Source organism: Sphingobacterium sp. 40-24 (assembly GCF_001899705.1).
Taxonomy (GTDB): domain Bacteria; phylum Bacteroidota; class Bacteroidia; order Sphingobacteriales; family Sphingobacteriaceae; genus Sphingobacterium; species Sphingobacterium multivorum.
Window position 1 is genome coordinate 83,464 of record NZ_MKWH01000021.1, and the last position, 25,228, is coordinate 108,691.

Consider the following 25,228-nt stretch of genomic DNA (forward strand, 5'->3'; position numbering starts at 1 on the left):
AATTGATGTTTTTAAAATCGATCCGCTCTCTTAAAAATTTGTACATCCAATTCCTTTTTTGTTTTCATTCTTTCATTTAACATAAAAGAGAAAACAGTAGGTTTAGACTACCTCCGGGCTCATTAACCCAAAGGGTTCATAATAAATTGAGCTAAATCGCTTTTGCTTTTTTTGTAAAATTTTTTGGTTTCCCTATTTTGGTTTTTTAATTGTTTATTACTTTTTATCTTTCCTTTTTGGTTATTATTTCTTGGTTTTAAAGTGCTATTCTTTGGAAAGATAGCACTTTAATTTTACTGGGGAAAGATTTATTTTCAAAACCTTTCCCCGGTAAAATTAAATATTTCCTTTCTTCATCTCGCTAACCGCATAATCGACAGATCGAGCCGAAAATGCCATATAGGTCAATGAAGGATTTTGTGTTGATGTGGAGGTCATACTTGCACCATCTGTGACAAAAACGTTTTTCACAGCATGCATCTGATTCCATTTATTCAATACCGAAGTTTTCGGATCGTGGCCCATACGTGCTCCGCCCATTTCATGGATATCCAAACCTGGAGCCTGCCAGTGTGTATCCGGGCGAATGTTTGTGAAACCAGCATCCGTAAACATCTCCGTCATGACGGCAATGTAATCCTTTTTCATTTTTTCATCGTTCTCATCATAATCGACAGCAATTTTTAACAACGGAATACCCCAGTCATCTTTCTTACTGCTATCCAATGAAACCATTCCCGATTCTTTTGGTATTGTTTCACCCATCATGTGAGATCCAACCTGCCAAACACCTAATTTAGGATTCAACAAATTGTTCTTCAGATCTAACCCTAAACCCGAACGATCAGATTCTTTACTACGTGAAGCACCGAAACCGGCGGCATAACCTCTTAAAAAGTCCGTTTCCTGTTTGTGCAAGTTTCTGAAGCGTGGAATATACCCTCCACCTGCGGGATTCCGCCCTTCGGCCGTAAAATCCAGCAATCCTTCATACTCCGCGTAAATGCGTGCACTATAGTTGTGAAAGGCAACATATTTTCCTAACACACCACTATCATTGCCCAAACCATTTGGAAAACGGTTGGATTTAGAATTCAATAAGATTAAATTCGTATTGATTGCCGCCGCATTGACAAAAATCAACTTGGCATAAAAATCAATTTCCTCTTTTGTGTTGGTATCAATAACACGTACACCCACTGCCTTTCCTTTTTGTTCATCATAGAGGATTGAATGAACAACCGAAAATGGACGTAAGGTCATATTCCCGGTCTTCGCAGCCCAAGGGATTGTCGTTGCATTGGAACTGAAATATCCACCAAAAGGACATCCTCGTTGACACAGTACGCGATTCTGACACTGTACACGCCCTTGTTCGATGTGAATCTGATTTGGTTTGGATAAGTGTGCACAACGTGCTGAAATAACTTTGCGCTCCGGAAATTTCTTTTGGACGCTTTCTTTAAAATACTTCTCGACAATATTTAATGGGTAGCCTGGCAAGAACTCGCCGTCCGGCAATTCAGGAAGTCCATCGTGATTTCCTGCAATACCGGCAAATTTTTCGACATAAGCGTACCAAGGGGCTAAATCAGCATAACGGATCGGCCAATCTACTGCAAAACCATCTCTAGCCGGCCCTTCGAAATCAAAGTCAGACCAACGTTGCGTTTGTCTCGCCCATAATAACGACTTGCCGCCAACCTGATAGCCTCTGATCCAGTCAAAAGGTTTCTCCTGAATATAAGGGTGTTCCTTGTCTTTTACAAAAAAATGGGCCGCATCCTCATGGAATGCATAACATTTGCTGACAATCGGATTCTCTTCTTTTACTTTGAAAGGCATTTCGTTCCGATGTTCAAACTCCCAAGGCATCATATTGGTGGTTGGGTAATCCTTGATATGTTGTACATCACGTCCACGTTCCAAAACCAATGTTTTCAATCCCTTCTCGCACAACTCTTTTGCGGACCAACCGCCACTAATTCCCGAACCGATCACGATTGCATCGTAGGTTCTGTTTTTTTCACTGTCAATATTTAGATTTGCCATCTGCTATTTATGCCTTAACTTTTACCGCACCATTGTACGGACCCGGAATAAGTTTATAGATCACCTTATTCTTCATCACGTATTCTGAGTTCATATACCCCTGAATTGCACGCGATTTGAAGGTCTCAAAAAAAGCCTTCTCGTCGGTTTTGTCTTTTAACCCCGCCAAAGTGGTCTCCGTCTCTTTGCTATTTTTTAAATTCAACTGTTTTCTCAATTTATTGAAACCAGCGACAAATTTAGCCTGATTTTCTGGCGACTCACAGTCATCGACCATTTTGATGACGAAAAGATGTAAGTTCAGATCCTTCCCTCCTGGTGTATCCGATTTCGGAATCAGGATGTCAGCCAGATCGCCCAAAAATTGCTCATCTTCTGCCGAAATCTTCAGCTTATTCAATACAATTGATGCACCTCCATCATTCAGACAGGACGACAAAATTGTCAGTCCGCCAGCTATAATGAAAAATTGCTTTATTGCGGTTCTACGGTTCATAATCAGAGTTCCCTTTACAATTCGGTAATATTACATATATCCGAATAAAAATACAAATGCTAAAACGATTAAATTATTTTACAACCCTTAAATCCATTGCGCCAACAGGGCTTTTGCCCCAGATAAGTTTTCCACAATGTTATCAACAGCTGTTAGTCTAGCACGTTCCACCTCCTGTTTCGTAACTGCAATCAACTGCGTCCCTGCTCCCAACGCCGATGTACTTCCTGTCGATGTATCCTCAATAGCCACACAGCAGTCAGCTGGTAGATCCAGATTTGTCAATGCCAAACGATAAGGTTCCGGATTGGGTTTTGGCAACTCCACACACTCTCGCGTGACAAAAAACTCAAAATAATCCAAGAGCTCGTGCTTGCCCAAAACAGTATCGACTGTGCTTCTATAACTCGAAGTCACAAGCCCAATACGGATATCTTCTGCTTTCAAAAAAGCTAAAATTTCTCGCGCTCCAGGCATTAATTCAATATCGCTCATGTTAGAATCGGCATAAGCCGCACGTGTACGCTTCCACATATGTTCTTCCGTCACGTCGTAGCCATAGTCCTCGGTAAGACGCTTAACATTATGTGCTAAAGTATGTCCAGCAAAATCGCGAATCCAATCTTCATAGTTGATCAGAAGGTTAAATTCCTGTTTTAATATAGGTGCCCAATTTTTGAAATAGAAATATTCCGAATCAATTAACGTACCATCCAGATCGAACAATACCGCCTGTATTTTATTCATAGTGTTAAAGATACACAAGTAGAGTGAATTATCCTATTAAATGACACCGCAATAGGTCGAATTTGAGAATGCACCATGATAGGTATCCCAAAAACCGATGTATACGTGATAATCAGCTTTCCGATTTAATTCAACTGGTATATCTACAACACATTGACCATCTCTAGCAGATGCAACGGCAAATTTTAACGAGCACAAATCGTTCAAGCTAACGAATGCCAGATTTAATTTATAAAGTTCATCATCATACGCTGGGTTTGGTATCCATTCCAAAAATATACGACCTTCATGCAGACTTACCTTAGTACCCTCAGGCGGTATTAGATCACCTACGAAGGCTTTCAAATTCTCAAAATTCACAACGGGATTATAATCAGCATCAAAAGACAACACATCATTGAAAACATGTTTCTGCGCAAGCTGAAATGCACCATATTTAGCTCCTTTCTCTTTTTTTAGCCCATAGCCAAAATCAAAAACAACTTTGTTTTCTGCACAAAATTCTCCGACAGCTTTCATTTTCTGGCGATGTAACCGCTGCGCTTCAGTCGGAGGTTTACTACTTTTCCTCCTTGCACCCCGAATAATCCATTGCCCCATACGATTGTATCCATATATCGAGCCAACTTTACCCCGGAAACCACCATTTGGACCATCTTCTAATATAGCCATATTTTAAGTTTTTTGTCTAATTGCAATCTTAACATCTACCGCTAAACAAATGATCAGTACTAAAGTTTTAATTAAGTTAGATATAAATTAGAGTTAAGTTAGGTATAGTATAGGTTTTAGTTAGCTATAACCTATACTATACCTAACTAAAACCTAAACAAAACCTAACTAAAACCTCTATAAATATATACTTCGATCTAAATTATGCTTGTAGTTGTTTTCCTTCATTTTTGGATAAGCTTTGGACATTTGTTAAGTTTGTTGTGGTAAACGAAAATTAAGTTGTACCGAGTATGGATGCGCGACAAGCTTTCAGAAGATAGCCATATCGTTCCTCACATGACGTTCGTTAGCATAGCGCATTCCGGCCTAGTGTAGGTCCCTCACGAATAGCATATAGTACTTTCGAATACCACCTCAAACGTACACGCAATGAAAACCGAGCTCATGAATTCGCAGGAAATCTAAAAGCTTCATTGCCTTAAAAATTTATATCATGAAAATAATTGCTATCGGTCGCAATTACATCGACCACGCTAAAGAACTCAATAATCCAGTCCCAGAAAATCCCATTATATTTTTAAAACCTGATACTGCGGTGTTAAAGGACAACAAAGATTTCTATTATCCTGAATTTTCAAAAAATATCCAGTTTGAAACCGAAGTCGTCCTTCGGATATGTAAGGAAGGAAAACATGTGACACCAAAATTTGCATCAACTTATTTCGATGCTGTCGGCCTGGGGATTGACTTTACAGCCAGGGATGTACAGCAAGAATTGAAAGCAAAAAGCCTTCCCTGGGAATTGGCAAAAGCATTTGACCATTCTGCAGTCATCAGCAACTTGATTCCTAAAGAGGAGCTTGCAGACGTGAATTCGATTGATTTCTCCCTGCAGCAAAATGGGCAAACAGTTCAGCAGGGAAATACCAAGGACATGATTTTCTCCTACGAAGATCTGATTGTGTATACCTCCAAATTTATTACCCTCCGCAAAGGGGATCTTATTTACACGGGCACGCCTGTTGGTGTTGGCTCTGTAGCCATCGGCGATTTATTGGAAGGTTTCATCGGCGACCAGAAAATGTTTAGCTGTAAAATTAAATAGTAGGGGAAATAGCATGATAAAAAAAACGACAGCATTGCTCTCTCTGCTAACCTGCATAACAGGTCTAAGCCAGGGACAAGATATTATCAAAAGCCGCAGTTATCCACAAAACTATTTTGTACGTCCGATGGACATTGCTCCACAGGCTTCGGGATCATTCGGCGAATTGCGGGCAACACATTTCCATGGTGGGGACGATTATCGGACACAACAACGCATCAATATTCCGGTGCATGCAGCCGCGGAAGGTTTTGTATCCCGCGTCAGGGTACAGATAGGTGGGGGTGGTAATTATGTTTATATTGATCACCCCAATGGTTACACCTCGGTATACATGCACCTAGAAAGTTTCAATTCGGATCTTGCTAAAATCATCAAAGATGAGCAGTACAAGCAGAAGCGTTTTGATGTAGATGTATTCCTCAAACCAAATCAGGTTCCTGTAAAAAAAGGTGAGTTTATTGCAAATTCGGGCAATACAGGCGGGTCTGCAGGTCCGCATCTTCATTTTGAAATCCGTGATACAAAAGCGCAGCTGCCACTCAATCCACAATTGTTCGGACTACTCTTTCCTGATGGCGTAAAACCGATCATCCGCGGCATGACGGTCTATGATTTAGGCTCCGAACTATTTGATGAAAATACGCCCCGAAGACATCAAACCATCAAATCGGCAGGCGGTGGTAATTATAGTCTGGCAACGAATACGCCCATCTCGGTGAATGGTACCTTTGGGCTAGGCATTAACACGGTTGATAAACGCAGTGGTATCTCATTTACGTATGGTGTCTACTCGATCGAACTTTTTTTGGACAACAAAAACATCAGTACGGTGCTGTTTGAATCAATCCCTTTTGATCAGACCCGTGCGATCCAGTCTTACGTAGACTACCCCTACTTAAAAAAATCCGGTGTACGGGTTCAGAAAAGTTTTAAAGATCCAAACAATCCGATCAACATCTATAAACACCTGGACAACCTGGGGAAAATCGAATTGAAAGACAATGAGGTCCATGAGGTAAAATATGTCGTCAAGGATGTTCAAGGGAATACGAGCGAATTGAATTTTAAGGTGCAAAATAACCCTTCGCTTTCGATCAGTCGCGCCAATGCTGCCGGCTTAAAAATGTTCCACTACGCAGACGAGAACAAATACGAAGCAGAGAATGCGCGTGTGTATATGGGTAAAAATGTATTGTACGACGATCTTTACTTCAATTATTCACAAGGAGCAAAACCTGCAAAAGGCTACTCGGCAATGCACTATATCCACAATGCTTATACACCGGTCTTCGGATACTACAAGCTCATGATCAAACCAGACTACAGCTTATCTGAAAATCTTTATGACAAAGCTTTGATTGTTTCTTCCGATGGTGGAGCACAGGGCGGTAAATATGAGAACGGTTGGGTGGTGGCCAATGTACGCGAATTTGGCGGTTTTTATGTTGCTGTTGACACCATTGCACCGAATATTGTAGCACGTAACCTGACCGACGGAAAGAATGTGAGCGGACAGCAATCCATTGACTTTACAATCAGCGACAATCTCTCTGGAATAGATACTTTTAATGCTTACATTGATGGGAAATGGGCTTTGATGAAATATGACCCGAAAACAAGACATATTTGGCATGACTTCGAACCCGACTTAAGCAGTGGCCGACATGAGTTTAAACTCGAAGTGAAAGACAACAAAGGAAATTTAAAGACATACGAAGCTTCTTTTACAAGGTAAACACCTGATTTTGGGCAATAAATCAGCGGTTTCAAGAGATTAATCGTATCTTAATCGACTAAATACAAGATAATATGGCAACACTAGAAATAGGACAGAAAGCACCGGATTTCAGTGCAAAAAATCAACATGGTGAAACAGTCCATCTTTCAGATTTTAAAGGGAAAAAAGTTATTTTATATTTTTATCCAAAAGACAATACACCAGGCTGCACCACGGAGGCCTGCAATTTCAGGGACAACTATCAGTCTTTGAAAAAAGATGGTTTTGAAATCATCGGTGTAAGTATAGATGGGGAGGCGTCGCATCAAAAATTCATCAGTAAGCATGAGCTACCTTTTCAATTGCTTGTAGATGAAGACAAGAGCCTTGTCGAGGCCTATGGCGTATGGGTTGAGAAAAACATGTATGGCAAAAAGTATATGGGCACAGCACGCACCACTTTTGTGATTGATGCAGATGGCATTATCCAACATATCATCAAAAAAGTAGATAACAAAAATGCGTCCCAGCAGATCCGTGATTTAGGCATTTAAAGAATACCTCTTATCAAGAATCTTATATCTAAAATCTAAATACTAATATCTATATTTGCCACTTATGAGCAAACAGACAGACGACTTTTTCAAAAGTGTAGTATCACACGCGAAGGAATACGGTTTTGTATTTCAATCGAGCGAAATATATGACGGATTAAGTGCCGTCTACGATTACGGTCAATTAGGTTCGGAATTAAAAAACAACCTAAAGACTTATTGGTGGAAATCCATGGTGCAATTGCACGAAAACATTGTTGGTATTGATGCAGCAATTTTCATGCACCCGACAACATGGAAAGCATCGGGTCACGTTGATGGTTTTAACGATCCAATGATCGACAATAAGGATTCAAAAAAACGTTACCGTGCCGATCAATTGATCGAAGACAAGATTGCACGTTATGAAGCAGACGGTAAGACAGCAGAAGCTGCTGCCCTATTAGACGCTTTGAATACCGCATTGAATGCCGACGATTTAGCTGGACTAAAAACCATCATTGAAGAACATAATATCGTATGTCCGGTTTCAGGTACCAAAAATTGGACTGAAGTACGTCAATTTAATTTGATGTTTGCCACTCAGATGGGCGCTATGGCAGATGGAGCAGATCAGGTTTACCTTCGTCCTGAAACGGCACAAGGTATTTTCGTCAACTTTCTGAATGTTCAAAAGACAGGACGCATGAAAATACCTTTTGGTATAGCCCAAATTGGTAAAGCTTTCCGTAACGAAGTAATTGCCCGTCAGTTTATCATGCGTATGCGCGAATTCGAGCAAATGGAAATGCAATTTTTCTGCCGCCCGGGTACTGAATTGGAATGGTATAACAAATGGAAAGAGACACGCTTGAAATGGCATTTGGCATTGGGTTTCGATCCTTCAAACTACCGTTACCACGACCACGATAAATTAGCACATTACGCAAATGCTGCAGTTGATATTGAATTCAACTTTCCATTCGGATTCAAAGAAGTTGAAGGTATCCACTCGCGTACAGATTTTGACTTGAAACAACATCAGGAATTTTCTAAAAAGAAAATGCAATATTTTGATCCTGAAATCAATCAAAACTATATTCCGTATGTCATTGAAACTTCAATTGGATTGGACCGACTTTTCCTGACTGTATTATGTAACGCTCTGGTAACGGAAGATCTTTCTACAGCAGAAAAACAAGATTCTCGTGTTGTATTGAAATTTCCACCAGCATTGGCACCGGTAAAAGCGGTAATTTTACCATTGACCAAAAAAGATGGTTTACCAGAAAAGGCTCGCGAGATCCTAAATACGCTAAAATTGGATTACAACGTCCAATATGACGAAAAAGATGCCATTGGAAAACGTTACCGTCGTCAGGATGCAATCGGAACACCAATCTGTATCACAGTCGATTACGATTCGCTAGAAGACAACACCGTTACCATCCGTCACCGTGATACGATGGCACAGGAACGTGTTGCCATTGCCGATCTTGAAAAAATATTGAATGACTTGGCTGGTTGGAACACCCTACTTAAAAAATTAATATAGTCGAATCGCTATAACAGAAAAGGTGTCCATTGCTGGACACCTTTTTGTTTTTAATAGATGTAGGGCGGCTAGATGCTAAGTACAACAACTGTGCTAGTATTCTATCACAATATTGTCGTCCCACTGTTCGTTCTTCACGACCTGAAATCCCAGATTCCCATTGGCGGTCTCCAGCAATTTGCCCTTAAACTGTATTTGAACATTATTTCGGATTTCGCTTCCCAGTTCAAATGTACGCAACAGTTGGCCGTCTTTGAAAACTCGGAACTGATATCGAATAACCTTGTTATCGCGATAATAGCCCATAAATTGGTTGAACGAAAAACTTTGATCAGCTACCGTAAAGTGTGGGACAACCGTCAACACACTTTTATCGAACTGATCGCTACTTCGCGTCATAAAAGGATAATAATGAAATACAGGATGAAGTTGCTCTACCTGAATACTATCAATTGCGCTCAGATCTTCGCTGTCTGTAAAAGTCAACTTGACCTCGCTGTAGATCCGGTTTAAGTTTAGGACCCGTTCTAGTGCGCCCTTAACTTCAAAGGTATCCCGACCTGCAAACAATTCCGCAGATTGTTCAGAAAAAGCATTCGTAGCATAAAAGTGTTCAAAATCCACAGCCTCTGCCATAATCAGCGGCAATGTTGAATTTTTAGCAATCAGACTCAGGTAATAGGTTCCAATCGGCAATTCAATAGCGAAAGTTTCCTGCGAATTAAGCACTCCCGATTTGATCATGGCCTTCGTTTTCGCATCAAACACATGGTAGTAAAACTTGCTGGGTAAAGCCTCTGGCTTTACTTGCCCATAAATCATCAAGTTATCCATCTTAAACGTACCTGTCGTTGGACTGTATCCCGCTCCTCCATCCCTACTACCTGCAAATAATGAGATTTTCAACCAAAGCTCTTTACTGTTGCCAAGCGAGATATCAGCCAAAGATGCACTCACAGAAACTTTAGATGAAAGAGACAGATTCGAAGGATACTTGATGGTATCTGATAGTATTGAAAAATTATTCCCCTTATCAAGCGAATAACTTAATAGCAAGGCTCTTGGCCCGGTACTTGAGCTATTTCCATCAAAAGACCAGTGAGCTAAAGAGTGAATACTTGTAGTAGGAATCTTGACTAATATCTCTTTACTACCTTTGAAACTAACGGCTTTTCCCGTTGCGGGCCAACCGGCCAAGAAATCATAGTCTGTCTTTTCATTGTTGTAATCGATCAAAACAGCAGCATCGAGTGCCACATCAGGAATAGTGTTGCTGTTATCAAATGTCCAGTGGTACAGCAATTCGTTTTCGGAAGCAGCTCCGCTTAGCGCAGCCCGTTTTGCTTTGGTTGATTGTTTTTTTAGCGGAGTAACAATCGCTTCAAAATCCTTGACTTTGAATTTTACAGCATGAACTGTTTCATCGTTTTCATCGGGAAGTTTTGCATGCTTTTTGCACGAAGGCATCGCGGCTAAAACCAAGATGAATACACATGAAAGAATTCCCCAAGTTGACTTGGATTTTCGTTTCATAAATATAAATGATTTATAAGTTAATTAACCGGCAGATTAAAATTAACTTATAAATCATTTCATTCCAAGAATACAACTAAAAAGTTACAATTGTTTTCTCGCTTTTACACGTTGTCTCTTTATCTATTTTTTGAACATATATCTTTCCAGAGGAGGTTGGTAATTTCATTGTGAGCACATTATTTACCCCCGTTGGGCGTACATACTCCCCATTAAATTCATCCCATTCATAGATCGGACTGCCATCTTCATTCGACCAGATGTAGTTATAACGCCCATCGACTTTATCCTTTACCGTCAACTGTACTGTATTCTTCTTCTTATCGATTTTTACCTCAATACGCTTTGGTTTATCGATTTTACCCAGTGTATGGATATGAATTTTTGTCGTTTCGGAGGTGCGGTCATCCCAACTACCACGAACGAAGTATACTTTTGATTCCACAATATTTTGTAACACAATATTATTGCCTGTCTCTTCCCAAAATCCTGTAGCGGCATCATACCAACGATATTCAAGTCCTGCAACAGGATGCTTTACCGTGAGCACCTGAGCACCACCATAACAGGTTTCCAATGTATCGCCCCATGTGGTCGATGGTTTCGCTAAATCAATCAATTTTACCTGATTAAAGGTCCACACAACCGAGTCCCGGTGGTTGACATAGGATGGATTACGCACTAGATTTGTCGTATCTTGAATCATGACCTTCAACGTATTTGCTCCAACGCTTAGCATTCCTGGATCAAGGTAAATCGAATCAATGTCGGTCGCAATTGTTTGATCATTCAACAACCAGGACATTTTAAAGGTGTTCGGAGAAGGTTTTGCCAAACGTAGCGAAAACTTCTGAACACTATCTAAAGTAATCGGCTTATCGAGTGCAGGTTTTACCTGAATAAATGGACTTGACTTTTTCTTGATGGAAGCAACAAATTGCTCTTGACAAACGGGACAAAATGGAGCTACTAGATATTGCATTTTACAATATTCATGTGGTCTAAACCAGTTAGAGGGCGAACCTTTACCACCATAAGAGTAAATACCAACTCCGTCTTTTCCAAGCCAGTATTTCCAGGGGACCTGCTTTGCATCTGCCGATTGTGAGCGGTTTACAGATTCAATGGCATATTGATTTCCAGCCCAATATTCATCAGCAAGCTGGGCAAAAGAATGTCCAATTTCGTGTACCGCGATATCATTGCTCTTAAAATTAACCGTAGAAGTTGCCCATTTTCCTCCTGAACCACCATAAAACGGGGAATTCACCAATACAACGACCTGTGTATAATTTGGGGTATGCATTTTCAATACCTCTTCAATACGATCATTTTTTTGCGGTACAACCAAACGATGTAAACCACCATTGTCAAAGCTGCTTCCAAAAATCGTGTTTGGATGGGCAACCGGAACAGCATGATCTCGTGTAAACTTGTTGTAACGTGGTGGATATTTACTTAAATCGGTCTCACCATGCACACAATCACCCGCTTTGCAATCGTGCGCTGCACCAGAATCCTCGGAAATCGTACGGACTGCAAACACATTAAAAAAACTGCTGTACTGTTTGAAGGGTTCGATCGAGAAAAAATAGTTGGTAAACTGCCTGGCATCGGCAGCGTAATCATCCAGTTGCGCTTTCGTATAACCGTCCCCCAAAATCACCAGATTGACAATATGCTTATCCGTCCCTTGGTATTGCAGTGTATCGATCTTAAAAAGAGAATTTTGGGCCCGCAGCTGCAGCACAGATATACATAAAACTATAAGTGCAATAAATAGATTTTTATTCATCGGAATGGTTATCGTTAGAACTCAAAAATAACATTTTAGCACCTGCTATCTTTAAATTTTATTGACGAGTCTTTCTCCGATATTGTCAATAAAACCCTTCTTCAGATCTCCGCAGGGAGCCTACCAAAAATCAATGGGATAAGGTTCCCGCATCGTAACATCCGCCAAACAGCCTAGTCGCGCATACGATGTTCCTGTACATATTCACTCGGCGAAAGCTTGGTTATTTTTTTGAACACGCGATTGAAATTGACAACATTGTTAAACCCTGTTTTAAAAGCGATATTAGAAACACTTTCTGAAGATTCGTCAATCAACATTTTACAGGCGCGTTCAATCCGGATTTCATTGAGGAAGGTCACATAGGTTTTACGTGTATGCTTCTTAAAATACTTGCAAAACGCGTGTGGGGTCATGTGTGCCACCGCTGCTATATCTTCTAAAGAAATCTTGTCTCCAAAATGCTGGAAAGTATATTGGAATATTTCATTGATTCGCAATCCTTCGGCATCGGAGAACTTCTTTTGTGGAATACCTGTATACAGCGAAGTCCATTGATCTACTTTTTTACTTAAAAAATTAATCAGCTTCACAAACGAGAGGAGGCGATCTATGCCCGCACTCACGTTAATCTGTACAAACTTCTCTTTCAACGCAACGGAGTGCTCCGCATCCAATTTTTTACTGACGTTGATGTGTTCCAGGAAATACTTGACATCATCGAATTCAGGAAAATCCAGAAAGGGTTTAAAATGTTCGTAGTCGAAAAAAATATGGATGGCATGAATGCCATCCTTTATATCTTCCCCCGTTTTAAACATATGCGGTTCATCCGCATCAACGATATAGATCTCGTCCTCTTCAAAACTATGTGTAAAGTTGCCGATCATAAAGGTTCCCCGCCCTTTCAGGATGTAGGTCAGCTGGATTTCCTTGTGTCGGTGATAGTTGCTGTAGAATGAAGGCAGAATGTCTTCCTGCACACAAATAGATCCTTGGTAAACAACCGGAACTGTAAATTGAACGACTTTCATTACGTATTGAAATAACAAATATTAAACAGTTAATTCAAATGTAAGATTTTTTAAGACAATAATCGTTAATTTTTAGCAAGAAATTCCTTTACCTTCCCTAAAAACTGTGGCATTGCTGGATCCTCACCACTCAAGGATAAAATTTGGAAGGTCTGCGGATTTATCCATAGATAACTTGGCGTACGATCTATACCAAAATCATTTTCCATCGTTGCCTGGTCATTATAGTTCAAAAAGTAACTCTGCTTTCCTAGGGCCAGCTCCTTACTTGATTTGATCCATTTATCCAGATCCTTATCCAGCGAAAAATAGATAACCCTTACCCCCATAGCGTTCAACTGAGATTCTTTTTTCCGTAACATCTCCATATCGGCTTTGCTATTTGTATTGGAAGTTCTCCAAAACGCGGCAATCAGCATTTTAGCTTTTGAAATATCCTTTAAATTCAAACTATCCCGTTCTACATTCATCGGGCTAATAGCAGGAAATACAGGCATATTTTCGTAGAAGTCCTTAACCCTATCGACCTTTTCACGGGCAAACTTAAAATAAGGATGCTTCTGCAAATCCGTATTAAAACTCAGCAATGCGGCATCGAATTTTTTATAGTTCGTCTGATCCAAGGAGATGTATTTAAAAAAATAAGGCAATACCAAGGATGAACGATGGGTACTATCGAGAATAAAATCGGCGTATAGTGTGCGTGGATTAAATGCTGTATTGCCACTTAAGCGCTGTATTTCATCCACTGTTTTTTCATAGGAACCGTCATTTCTTGCAGCCATCGAAGGTAGCTGGCTCTCCAGCTGCCTTATCTGTTGGCTTTTATTTGCCGTTTTATTTTTTTCCTCCTGCTCCCGCTGTTGATAGTTCGTATTGAACTGTATGAAATCCTTGGCATTCTGCGAAGAGGTTGTCAAGGTAAACTTTCCCTGATTTTCACTCAAATCATAGTCGCTCCCGCCTTCGACAAATAATGTATAGGCCTCCATACCCTTTATCTGAATATCATAAAATCCGGCCATGGCTAGTTCGCCTTCCAAAACAAATTGCCCATTAGCAACCTGCGTTTTTACAAATTGCTGCAGTTTATTATCGTGATCGACTAGACTCACCTGAGTCCCGTCCCTGGCAGTGGTTTTTCCTGTTATCTTATAGCTAAAGCTATTCAACAAGGCGGCTGTCTTCGCCGATTCGGACTTTTGTGTACAGGCTATCATCCCCAAGGCCAGCACAGAAATCAAGCAAAAATAGTTAACGAACTTCATAATCTTTATAGTTTCCGTTTTCAAATAGACGAAGCTTTCCTTTTTTACCTTTAATCTGGAGGTCGGAAACCTTTCCATTCTCCCATTTCATATCCACAGTGTAGTTTCCTCTGGTTTTGAGACCGCTAACTTCGCCTTTAGACCAGGCTTTTGGTAACGCAGGCAACAGGTGAATATAACCATTGTGACTCTGTATCAACATCTCGGCAATCCCGGCTGCACCGCCAAAGTTTCCGTCAATCTGAAAAGGTGGATGTGCGCAGAACAAATTGGGGTAAGTGCCAGCTCCGACTCCCTGATAGGTTGTTTCATTGGTAAAAGCGGGTTTAAGCAACTGCCTTAGAATTTCGAGTGCATGATCACCATCCTGTAATCTCGCCCAAAACAATATTTTCCATGCTCTAGACCAGCCGGTTCCTTCATCGCCACGTACAGCTAAAGTCTTACGTGCAGCCTCAGCCCATTCGGGTGTTGTCTGTGGCGAGATAAATGCCGCAGGATACAGACCATATAAATGCGATACATGTCGGTGTTTAGGTTCAACTTCCTGATAGTCTTCGAGCCATTCCATGACACGCCCGGCTGGGCTAACGACTACAGGCGGAGGGATATCCTTCAGCTTTGTTTTCAAGGTACCGGCAAAACTATCGTTCATCGCCAGGATAGAATCTGCTTGAATTACTGCCTGATACAACTCCCGTACGATCTGATTGTCAATGGTAGGTCCCATCACAACCGCAGCAACTTTTCCATTGGCCATTCGGAAAGCATTTTCCGGCGACACCGATGGTGAAGTGACCCACCATCCGGTTTTAGGATCCTGAACAAGTGTGTGATCATAAAATACGGCTGCTCCTTTTAATATCGGGTAAATCTCTTTGAGGTAATTTTTATCGCCGGTGAACAGATAATGTTCCCAGAGATGATTACATAGCCAGCCCGATGCCGTACTGGCTCCCCAGGAAGCCTGCTCACCCGGAGCGGAATAGCCCCAGATATTCGTCATCATATAGACCACCCACCCCGGTGCATTATAGTATGCCTTTGCAGTCTGCTCACCTGTCTTTGCAATCCGCTTTATCATTTCGATGAAAGGCTTATGATACTCGCTCAGATTATTAACCTCCACGCCCCAATGATTCATCTGTGCATTGATGTTGAGATGATAATCACCATTCCAAGGCGTATTGATCTGATTAGCCCATAGGCCCTGTAGGTTTGGCGGGAGCGCTTTTGTATTTTTCGGGGCAGAACTTGAAATATTCAAATACCTTCCATATTGATAATAAACCGTTGCCAAATCGGGATCCTGAACCGGATTTTTATAAAAATTAGCAATGCGTTCATTGGTCGGAATAGCGTTATTCGCTGTATTTCCATACAGATTAAGACTTACCCGATCGAAGACCTTTTGATACGCAGCGAGATGATTCCGATATACCTTTTGTTCGTCAGCAGTTTTTGCTGCTGCAACCGCTGCTTTGACAACAGGTAAGGGGTCTTTTCCATAATAGGAAGTACTTGCTGAGAAATAGATCGTAAGACCACCATTTGCCGACACCTCTAAGGTTTTTTCCTTTTTGTTGATCTGCAGATTTTTACCTTTAACCTGAATTAATCCGACGAATTTCAGATTTTTACCACCTTTTCCATCAGGCAAAGATCCCTCAACCAGAATCCCATCGTCCAACAAGGTATAACGGTCAATATTTTCCTGGCGCTGGAATGATATGCCTAACTGCTGTACCACATCTTTATGTTGGCTTAATTGGATAACACCGACATTGTTGTCAAAAGAAGTATAATAACGGCGTTGGACTTGCTGTCCATTGATCTTGAATGAAGTTTGTGCAGAGGCAGTCGCTAAGTCCAGGGAACGCTTGTAACCTTCGATCGTTCCAGCAGGAAATTTATAATCGAGTATAAGGTCGCCGAACAGCTGATAACAGCCGTAGGGAACCGTTGCCCCATTACCAAAACCAGACCCCTTGCCTTTGGTCACAAAAGTTTCATTGACCAATTTTTCGGCTTCATCATTTTTACCGGCCTTAAGCAGCGCCTGAATAGCTTCAACATTTTTATAGGCTTCATAATTATTGGGATCCTCTGGACTGCCCGACCACATACTAATCTCGTTGAGTACGATCTTTTCATGACTAGGATTTCCATCTGGCATCATGCCGATGAGTCCGTTTCCTAATGGCAAGGTCTCTTCCCAAACCTTCGCGGGCTTATTATACCAAAGTACGAGTGGATTTTGTTGAGCAAAAAGCATCGTGGTATGACATATACATACCACGATAAGCATTAAAAATCTATTTACCATACAATTCAAATTCCGCTATGGCTAATTCATTGCCATCAATAAATTGTTTTGGTTCAAATTTGATAAACTTGGTTGCGCTGTTCGTATCGAAAAACACCTGTTGCAAAATCGGATTCGCCTTAATATTGGAAAACTCACCCTCTTTAACAAGGGTCCATGTTTTCCCGTCAGTACTAGTTGATATTTTGTAATGTGTTGGTGTCCCTACGTTCTTTCCATCCTGACGAGGAAGGAAGCCGATACCAGAAACAGGTTTGTCTGTAGCGACAACGATTACACCTTGATCGGCAACAGTCGCAAAAGTACTTGGTTTTCCGTCAGATAAATAAGCATTATTATTGGATCTACCTGTCGAAATCTTAAACCCTGTCAGCTTTTTCACCTCTTTGGTATTAAATGCAAAGGGTTCGTTGTACTCCTTGAACAGTCCAAAATCACTGAGCGTGATTGCTACCGGAGCATAAACATGAAGACGTAGTTTACTTGCAGTTTGAGGTTGCTCGAGTTTGATGAGGCGGTTTGCGCCGATACTTGTTGCTTTGGCCAAAGGTTTCCAGCTGTTATTTTCCCAACGTTCAATGGAGACACTATCTATACGTTGTCCCAACTTAATATTCTCCCGCAACTGAATGAGGTCGAACTTAGCAGGGGATTTTAATTTTATTTCCAATGTAGCCGATGTTTTGGAATCGTCTGTTGCCCAATAGCTATAGCGGTCGTTATCTGTAATAAAGGAAGTACCATAGGATTTCGAATCACTATTACGAGTATTGGATGCCGTGATGGTCGCTCCTTTGGCTAAATTGGTACGGAAAGTTTCCTTCACTTTTTTTCCAAAAGCCTGCAGCGACTTCACATCATTCTCATGTAATGTACCAGAAGGCATCGGTGCTAAGCCAAGATTCATACATGCTCCCCTTCCCACTGATTTTAAATAGATCTCAAAAAGCTGATTGGGTGTTTTTACACGGCTATCTTGTTCTTCATGATAAAACCATCCCGGACGTTGTGGTACGTCACATTCAGCAGGTATCCAATATTTACCATTACGGTCGCCCGTTTCGGCATTGTGTGATTCTGTCGCTCCAGGTACAGCGACCTTTCCATTTAAGCCAATCGGCGTAAATGTTGCCCATGATGTTTCAGCAGCAAATCCTTTTTCATTGCCCACCCAACGCATATCCGGACCGATATCTGAGAAAATAACGGCTTCAGGCTGTAATTTTCTTACAATAGGCCATGTTTTCTCATGCCACTCATAGTATGTTGTTCGATCGATGATACGCTTCCCTTCATGTCCACCATAAAAGCCATCACCGCCATTTGCTCCGTCGTGCCATGACGTAAACAATGGGCCATAATTGCTCATCAGTTCGGTCAGCTGTTGTCTGTAGGCATCGGCATAGGCCGGTGTGCCGTAACGCTCATCGTGACGGTCCCAAGCAGAAAGATATACACCAAATTTCATCCCATTTCGATGGGTCGCTTGCATAAAATCTTTGACCATATCACCTTTCCCGTTTTCCCACGGTGAAGAAGCGATACTATAGGATGTTGTCTTGGTTGGCCACAAACAGAATCCGTCATGGTGCTTTGCTACACTAATTAAGCCCCTGAAACCACCTGCTGCAGCTGCCTTAGCAATTTGATTTGCATCAAAAGCCGAAGGGTTAAACAATGAGGGTTGTGCATCACCATAGCCCCACTCCTTATTTTGGAAAGTTGTCGGCGTATAATGAATCAAACAATACGTTTCCATCTCCTGCCACTTTAATTGACGCTCGGTTGGCAAGGCCCCGTAAGCTTTTAAAGTATCTGATTTGGCTACAGGCCCGCTGGAAAGTAAAATGGAGGATAACAAGATTGTCAACATAGTCTATATTTATGTGCTAGAAAATTAGGTTGTAAAGCCCTAAGATAAGAAGTTTTGCAAAATGCTGTATGTAACATTTGCGTACAAAACCGACCGATGCTCAGCTCCAATAGGATGTATCCCGGGGTCAAATCGTATTTTTTGATCAAATCAATCGATTGATTAAAATAAGTATTCCAATTTATCCATGCTGCTATTTACAGCCAATCATTTAACTTTTCATCCTTTTTTCACGCTAATTCCCTGAAAAATCAGCTTCTTTCGCTTGTTGATCAAACAAAAATCATCCATCCGTTATTAATAGAGGATAAAGTAGTTAGCAGCGTTTGTCTAGATGCTCGCTTAGGCTATCCTTGAGATTGGCATGATAATTATAAGCATAGGGCAGAAAAAGGAATGTTTCTCTGAATGTATCTGTCGTATCAATGAGCTCGCTACGCTAGCGTATTGACCAGAAAGAAGTTTCAGGTAGTTTTCAAGGATATAGATACTGACGAAATAACAAAAGTTTTATATTATTAAAAATGATTATGAGAGGAAATTTAATGATTTTAGCGGTTGCATTGGCGTTTTCAACAATCGCATGTAACACAACTGGAAAAAAAGCTGAGGCAACAGGTTCCGGCGACACGGCTACTACCGTCCAAAAACCGAGCACAGTGGACAATGCATCTTTGGAAGGCACCTGGGAACTTAAATCCTTGACCACAGCAGAGACAGCAGGAAAACAACTTAAGGATTTATTTAAGGACAAAATTCCAACATTGACTTTCAATACGAAAGACCACAAAGTAGATGGTAACAATGGTTGTAATGGTATTGGTGGAACCTACGAAAGTGAAAAAGGCAATTCGATCAAAATTGGTGATAAATTGGTTTCAACTATGATGCACTGTGAGAATGCAGCTTACAACGAATTTATGAATGGTTTGAAGTCTACGACAAACTTCGATGTACGGGATAATGAATTAACATTTATTTCTGGCGACATCGTCGTCATGCAGTTTGTTAAAAAATAGGTTAGTTTAAGGTAAAAGAGGAGGCCGGTACATGTACCGGCCTTTTTTGTTCAAGAGCCTGTTATCTTCTTCACCTCCTCTTCGCATCGTGTCTACGTCCTTTGAATAGGAAAAATAAGGCAAAAGGAATATAATAGAGGGCGATAGTCTTTTTTTTTATAAAAAGGGGTTATTTCATTGCTAATTATATGAATATAAAATTTTCATCTCGTACCTTTACACATCATGAAACAAGATCAATCTAAAATCATACGTGAACAGGTCGATCGTTCAGCACTTCGCGAACATTCGACTCCTTTATACCTTACATCAAGTTTTATCTTCGACAGCGCTGAACAAGGTCGGGCGGTCTTTGCTGGCGAAGAGGATGCAATGATTTATTCCCGCTATGCCAATCCAAATACTTCAGAATTCATCAACAAAGTTTGTATTCTTGAAGGCGCAGAGGCAGGGTTGTCTTTTGCATCAGGTATGGCAGCAGTATTTGCCTCCTTTGCGGGCATTATCGAAAGTGGAGACCATATCGTTTCTTCACGCGCGATATTCGGTTCTACGCATCAGTTATTTACGGAACTCTTCCCACGTTGGGGTGTTACCACAACTTACGTAGACGCTGCTAATCCTGAAGAATGGGAAAAAGCGATTCAACCCAATACGAAAATCATCTTTTTGGAATCGCCATCCAATCCTGGTTTGGAACTGGTTGATTTGGAATGGTTGGGTAAATTCAAGGAGAAATATCCCCATATCATTCTGTCGATCGACAACTGCTTTGCTACGCCTTATCTTCAGAAACCGATTCAATATGGATTTGACCTGGTTATCCATTCGGCCACCAAATATATGGATGGGCAAGGTCGTGTATTAGGTGGAATTGTGGTTGGAAAACAAGAGCTAATCGACAAATTGATGTTCTTCATTCGTCATACAGGTCCAGCACTCTCCCCATTCAATGCATGGATCATATCAAAAAGTTTAGACACGCTGGGCATTCGTATGGACCGCCATTGTTCCAACGCATTGGCTTTGGCCGAAGCCTTAGAAAATCATGCGGAAATTGAGGATGTAAAATATCCATTTTTACCAAGCCATCCACAATATGAGCTGGCAAAAAAACAAATGAAAGCTGGTGGCGGTATTGTAACCTTTGTTGTCAAAGGTGGTTTTGAGCGAGCAAAAGCCTTTGTGGATCATTTGGAAATGATTTTATACACCTCTAATCTAGGAGATTCAAGATCAATCGCGACGCATCCAGCCTCCACCACACACTCAAAATTGTCAGAAGATGAACGCTTGAACTTAGGCATCAAACCGGGCAGCATCCGCCTGTCTGTGGGGCTAGAAGACCAACAAGATATCATCAACGACATCTTGCAAGCATTAGAAAAAACAAGATAAACATTCGCTTAGTTATAGTTAGCGAATATACATCAACTAAAAAAGCCTTTGCATAAGCAAAGGCTTTTTAGATTATTCCAAAGTTATTCTTAATTCAAAGATGCGATCGCTGCCGCATAGTTTGGCTCGTCAGCAATTTCTGAAACTTGCTCTTCATACAACACTTTTCCAGTTTCATCCAATGTAATGACAACACGGCTCAACAAACCTGCCAACGGTCCGTCCGCAATAGCTAGTTGATAAGCATCTGAAAAGTTTGAATCTTTATACTCCGATAATGTCACCACATTATTTAGACCTTCTGCTGCACAAAAACGACCTTGTGCAAAAGGTAGATCTTTCGATATACATAACACAACAGTATTATCTAATTGCGATGCTTCTTTATTAAATGCACGTACGGAAGCGGCACAAGTTCCGGTGTCTACACTAGGGAAAATATTTAATACAATTTTTTTTCCTTTGAAATCCGCTAGAGATTTATCGGAAAGATCGCCTGCAGTTAATTTAAAATCAGGAGCTTGCTCGCCAACTTGTGGTAAACTGCCTTTTGTGTTTACTGGATTGCCTTTAAAAGTGATTGTAGCCATATAATATGATCGTTTAATTTTTAGTATCCTTGCACTTAAAGGTACGAGCAAAAAAAATATTACACAACATTTATTAATTTTAGTCAAACATTTATTATGTTAGCATTGTATTTGATAGAGGAATGTTAACCAAACAATAAACACTAGTATGAAGAAACTACTATTCTCAATACTTTGTGCAAGTCCGTCACTCCTGTTTGCACAAGGATCACAAGTGAATCTACAAAGTCCCAAGGCAGTGGGAATGGGGGGAGCAGGCTCTGCTTACTTTTTAGATGAATCTTCCATTTTCTATAGTCCGGGCGCCTTAGCAAAAATGGACCACAATGCCATTTCGATTGCTGGTAATGCTGTCATGTATAAATCTGCATTTCAAGAGGTTGGGAGTACAGTTGTTTATCATACTAGAAATCAGATTTCAACTCCTTTTTCATTATTTGCCGCATTCGGTCCTAAAAACTCCTGGTGGAAAGCGGGTATTGGCGTCTACACACCTTATGGTGGAGCCGTCGATTGGGGAAAAGATTGGGTAGGTAAATTCAGTTTGGTTAGCCTTTCGCTTCGTGCAATCTATATTCAGCCTACATTAAGTTTCAAACTGACTGAAAATTTTAGTGTCGGTGGCGGTTTTGTATACAACATTGGTACGGTAGACCTCGAGAATTCTGTTCCAGTATTTTACCCAGATGGTCACGCCGGATTGGCGACCCTAAAAGGAACCGGAACTGGCACAGGTTATAACGTTGGTATCCATTATAACCTAGAAGACGAATTTGCAATATCGGTAAGTTACCGTTCTAAAGTTGTCACTAAACTTAAAAATGGTGATGCAACTTTTGACGTGCCTGAATCGGTGGCTAGCAATTTTCCTGCAGGTAACAAATTCAGTGCTGAGCTACCGCTTCCTTCGACATTTGCCGCAGGCATCGCCTTCCCTATTTCGGAGAAATTGAAGATGGCTCTTGATGCAACGCTCATTAACTACGACATATATAAAGCCCTAGATTTCGATTACAAAGAAAACACACCTGTATTGCAAGATACCCATTCACCAAAAAAATACGACAAAGCAGGATCTATTAAAGCAGGATTGGAGTACATTGCTTCTGACTGCCTGCAATTGCGTATAGGTGGCGGTGTGATAGCGACACCGGTACAACAGAGCGCCTATGTCTATCCTGAGACACCCGATAACACGAGATATTTGATATCTGGAGGTTTTACGGTAAAACCATCACCAAAAATTGACGTCACAGGTTCGTTTGCTTACCAACGCATTGTGGCTCGTCCGTCAACTAATGTGGAGAGCCATCTTTCAGGTACATATGTGACAAATATTTTTGCTCCCGGTATTGGTGTAAGCTATAAATGGTAATTAACAGCCAAATTTGACTAAGATGAAAAAAAACAAACTTTATATAGCTGCGGCGTTAGCACTTTTTGCGATCTCCTCATGTAAACCTACATTGGACGAATATACGCCTTCGGCAGGATCGCTCAATTTTTCAAAATATGTTGCCATCGGAAATTCATTGACTGCTGGGTATGCGGATGGTGGACTGTATCTGGAAGGTCAAAAGGTAGCCTATCCAAATTTAATTGCCGAACAGTTAAAGCAAGTCGGTGGTGGTGAATTCAAATCGCCGTTTTTCAGTGAAGATCAAGCCAATGGTTCTGGTTATATTACACTTACAGCGCTCGTCAATGGCCAGCCGGTAACGGCACAGGTAACGGATAAATTGGCCTACCGCTCAGCTTCACCAAAATTATTGACAAAATATACCGATCCGATCAACAACCTTGGTGTACCGGGCATGCGTATGGATATGGCTTTTGTAGCTGGAATAGGATCACAGGCTGGAAATATGTATTTCGAACGCTTGCTGCCTGATGCTGATGCAATGAAAACGTATTTTGCTTATTCCACAGCGCAAAATCACACATTTTTTAGTTTCGCCCTAGGTAACAACGATGCATTAGGCTGGGCTACAAATGGTGGCGTAGAAGATGGACCTACATCAACATTAACCTCCACTGCGCTATTCACATCATTATTGGGCAACTATGTGACGACATTAACCGCTGGCGGACAAAAAGGAGTACTAGCAACAATTCCAGATGTAACAGCAACACCCTATTTTACAACGGTAACCCGTGCTGCGTTATTGGCAGCTGTCAATGCAACAAATCCGCCGACACCGGTAACAAATATCTACATAGCAACCAAGTCAGGCCCCCGTGCAGCTACCGATCAAGATTATTTTGTCCTTCCTTTCTCCTCAACAGGATTATTGGGAAAACCAAATGCTGCACAAATTCCATACGGCTTACACCCGCTGAATCCCGTCGAAGACAAATACGTACTTGATGTAAGCGAAACAGCAACGGTCGTACAACGTATCAACGAGTATAATGCTGCTATCAAAGCTGCTGCAAATTCAAAAGGTCTAGCTTTAGCTGATGTGCATGAATTCTTGAATAATGTAAAAGGAGGTGTTCGTATCAACGGACTAGCGGTGAGTGCAAAATACATTACCGGAAATGCATTCTCTTTAGATGGTATTCACTTAACACCAATTGGAAACGCCCTAATGGCGAACATCTTTATCAGCGCCATCAATTCTAAATATGGCTCAAAGATTCCACAGGTTGATGTAGCGAAATATCGCGGTGTCAAACTACCCGATACCGTCACAAAATAAAGAGTGATCTACATACTGACAAAAGGCAGACGAATAATCGTCTGCCTTTTTTGTATATTTCCTCTATAAATAAGTTCCTCAATAGGCAGAGGAGAGATCGATAAATTACTTTTATATACTACGCAATTATATTGCATATAAAAGGTAATTTATCTAAGTTTGTTTAGTATAGATTGAACAACAAAACCCTCGTATGGATTGAAAAAGGAGTCTAAACGAGTAAAAAAGAATAAAATAAGATGAAAATCAAATTAAACCGTGTCAACCAAGCTGTGCATTTCGAAGCCAGCAGTGAATTATCTCCTGTCAAAGTCAACATCGATGGCTCGGAAGCTATCGGCGGCGAAGGAAAAGGTGTTCGTCCAATGGAATTGGTTTTAATGGCACTGGGTTCTTGTAGCGTCTTTGACCTCCATAGCATACTGGTAAAACAACGCCAGCAAATTGACGATATCCAGGTCGAAGTGGAAGGGAAACGACGCGAAGAAATCCCGCAGGTATTTACAGATATCCACATCAATTTTTTCCTAAAAGGCGAAATTGATGAGCTAAAAGCAGCTAAAGCGGCTGAACTGGCCGTTAAAAAATATTGCTCAGTACATGATATGCTCGCCGCTGGCGGTATCAATATCACGTATTCACTAAAAATAAACTAAGGAAATACTTTCCTGGCATCTGATAATCCTCCACATTCGATGTGGAGGATTATTGTTTTTGATCCATGCGGTATTTATTCTCTTTACCGGCGCATGGAGATATACCAAGTAAATAGCGTCTGCAGCAGGATTTGACTTCGTCAAAATTAAC

At 41.0% G+C, this 25,228-nt stretch carries 20 protein-coding genes; 9 read left to right on the forward strand and 11 right to left on the reverse strand.

Annotation, left to right across the window (positions count from 1 at the left end; translation table 11 throughout):
- Window positions 1-336 precede the first annotated feature (336 nt).
- The 4 genes from BGP15_RS07265 to BGP15_RS07280 all read right to left on the reverse strand — a co-directional run bounded on the left by BGP15_RS07265 (window position 337) and on the right by BGP15_RS07280 (window position 3,967).
- Complete coding sequence (locus BGP15_RS07265; protein ID WP_286769107.1) at window positions 337-2,052, reverse strand: GMC oxidoreductase; 1,716 nt, start codon at window positions 2,050-2,052, stop codon at window positions 337-339.
- A 7-nt stretch (window positions 2,053-2,059) separates the two neighbouring features.
- Window positions 2,060-2,548: a gluconate 2-dehydrogenase subunit 3 family protein gene (locus BGP15_RS07270; RefSeq protein ID WP_046673711.1), complete on the reverse strand. Its 489-nt coding sequence runs from the start codon at window positions 2,546-2,548 to the stop codon at window positions 2,060-2,062.
- A gap of 87 nt (window positions 2,549-2,635) precedes the next feature.
- Window positions 2,636-3,295, reverse strand: a complete 660-nt coding sequence (locus BGP15_RS07275) for an HAD family hydrolase (RefSeq protein WP_286769108.1) — start codon at window positions 3,293-3,295, stop codon at window positions 2,636-2,638.
- A gap of 36 nt (window positions 3,296-3,331) precedes the next feature.
- Entirely contained in the window at window positions 3,332-3,967 is a 636-nt protein-coding gene (locus BGP15_RS07280; protein ID WP_286769109.1) for a hypothetical protein, read from the reverse strand.
- A gap of 496 nt (window positions 3,968-4,463) precedes the next feature.
- Here BGP15_RS07280 and BGP15_RS07285 point away from each other — a divergent pair, with 496 nt between their 5' ends.
- From BGP15_RS07285 to BGP15_RS07300, 4 genes are all read left to right on the forward strand, one after another.
- Window positions 4,464-5,075, forward strand: coding sequence for a fumarylacetoacetate hydrolase family protein (locus BGP15_RS07285; protein ID WP_286769110.1), 612 nt, complete (start codon window positions 4,464-4,466; stop codon window positions 5,073-5,075).
- Between the two features lie 13 nt (window positions 5,076-5,088).
- A complete protein-coding gene (locus BGP15_RS07290; protein ID WP_286769111.1) occupies window positions 5,089-6,813 on the forward strand; it encodes a M23 family metallopeptidase in 1,725 nt (574 codons plus the stop codon).
- A gap of 74 nt (window positions 6,814-6,887) precedes the next feature.
- The gene (gene bcp / locus BGP15_RS07295; RefSeq protein ID WP_046673708.1) at window positions 6,888-7,349 is read left to right on the forward strand and encodes a thioredoxin-dependent thiol peroxidase; all 462 of its coding nucleotides are present in this window, start codon (window positions 6,888-6,890) and stop codon (window positions 7,347-7,349) included.
- A gap of 64 nt (window positions 7,350-7,413) precedes the next feature.
- Complete coding sequence (locus tag BGP15_RS07300) at window positions 7,414-8,883, forward strand: glycine--tRNA ligase (RefSeq protein WP_286769112.1); 1,470 nt, start codon at window positions 7,414-7,416, stop codon at window positions 8,881-8,883.
- Between the two features lie 93 nt (window positions 8,884-8,976).
- Here BGP15_RS07300 and BGP15_RS07305 read toward each other — a convergent pair whose 3' ends face one another.
- From BGP15_RS07305 to BGP15_RS07330, 6 genes are all read right to left on the reverse strand, one after another.
- Window positions 8,977-10,416 carry a hypothetical protein gene (locus BGP15_RS07305; RefSeq protein ID WP_286769113.1) on the reverse strand — a complete coding sequence of 480 codons (1,440 nt, stop codon included), beginning with the start codon at window positions 10,414-10,416 and terminating at the stop codon, window positions 8,977-8,979.
- A gap of 76 nt (window positions 10,417-10,492) precedes the next feature.
- Entirely contained in the window at window positions 10,493-12,211 is a 1,719-nt protein-coding gene (locus BGP15_RS07310; protein WP_286769114.1) for a M64 family metallopeptidase, read from the reverse strand.
- Window positions 12,212-12,384: 173 nt separating this feature from the next.
- The gene (locus tag BGP15_RS07315) at window positions 12,385-13,245 is read right to left on the reverse strand and encodes a helix-turn-helix domain-containing protein (RefSeq protein WP_046673705.1); all 861 of its coding nucleotides are present in this window, start codon (window positions 13,243-13,245) and stop codon (window positions 12,385-12,387) included.
- A gap of 65 nt (window positions 13,246-13,310) precedes the next feature.
- A complete protein-coding gene (locus BGP15_RS07320; protein WP_286769115.1) occupies window positions 13,311-14,513 on the reverse strand; it encodes a DUF4369 domain-containing protein in 1,203 nt (400 codons plus the stop codon).
- Window positions 14,500-16,839: a glycoside hydrolase family 95 protein gene (locus BGP15_RS07325; RefSeq protein WP_286769116.1), complete on the reverse strand. Its 2,340-nt coding sequence runs from the start codon at window positions 16,837-16,839 to the stop codon at window positions 14,500-14,502. The genes BGP15_RS07320 and BGP15_RS07325 overlap by 14 nt, the downstream gene beginning before the upstream one ends.
- Window positions 16,829-18,712, reverse strand: a complete 1,884-nt coding sequence (locus tag BGP15_RS07330) for an alpha-L-fucosidase (protein ID WP_286769117.1) — start codon at window positions 18,710-18,712, stop codon at window positions 16,829-16,831. The genes BGP15_RS07325 and BGP15_RS07330 overlap by 11 nt, the downstream gene beginning before the upstream one ends.
- 530 nt (window positions 18,713-19,242) lie before the next feature.
- Between BGP15_RS07330 and BGP15_RS07335 the strand changes: the two genes are divergently transcribed.
- Window positions 19,243-19,731 carry an META domain-containing protein gene (locus tag BGP15_RS07335; RefSeq protein WP_046673701.1) on the forward strand — a complete coding sequence of 163 codons (489 nt, stop codon included), beginning with the start codon at window positions 19,243-19,245 and terminating at the stop codon, window positions 19,729-19,731.
- A 225-nt stretch (window positions 19,732-19,956) separates the two neighbouring features.
- Window positions 19,957-21,129, forward strand: coding sequence for a trans-sulfuration enzyme family protein (locus BGP15_RS07340; protein WP_286752698.1), 1,173 nt, complete (start codon window positions 19,957-19,959; stop codon window positions 21,127-21,129).
- Between the two features lie 89 nt (window positions 21,130-21,218).
- Here BGP15_RS07340 and tpx read toward each other — a convergent pair whose 3' ends face one another.
- Complete coding sequence (gene tpx / locus BGP15_RS07345) at window positions 21,219-21,719, reverse strand: thiol peroxidase (RefSeq protein WP_286769118.1); 501 nt, start codon at window positions 21,717-21,719, stop codon at window positions 21,219-21,221.
- A gap of 148 nt (window positions 21,720-21,867) precedes the next feature.
- Between tpx and BGP15_RS07350 the strand changes: the two genes are divergently transcribed.
- The 3 genes from BGP15_RS07350 to BGP15_RS07360 all read left to right on the forward strand — a co-directional run bounded on the left by BGP15_RS07350 (window position 21,868) and on the right by BGP15_RS07360 (window position 25,077).
- A complete protein-coding gene (locus BGP15_RS07350) occupies window positions 21,868-23,094 on the forward strand; it encodes an OmpP1/FadL family transporter (RefSeq protein WP_286752699.1) in 1,227 nt (408 codons plus the stop codon).
- Between the two features lie 22 nt (window positions 23,095-23,116).
- Window positions 23,117-24,421, forward strand: a complete 1,305-nt coding sequence (locus BGP15_RS07355) for an SGNH/GDSL hydrolase family protein (protein WP_286769119.1) — start codon at window positions 23,117-23,119, stop codon at window positions 24,419-24,421.
- 239 nt (window positions 24,422-24,660) lie between these two features.
- Window positions 24,661-25,077 (forward strand): OsmC family protein, encoded by a 417-nt coding sequence (locus BGP15_RS07360; protein WP_046673691.1) that lies wholly within the window; start codon window positions 24,661-24,663, stop codon window positions 25,075-25,077.
- The last annotated feature ends 151 nt before the right edge of the window (window positions 25,078-25,228 follow it).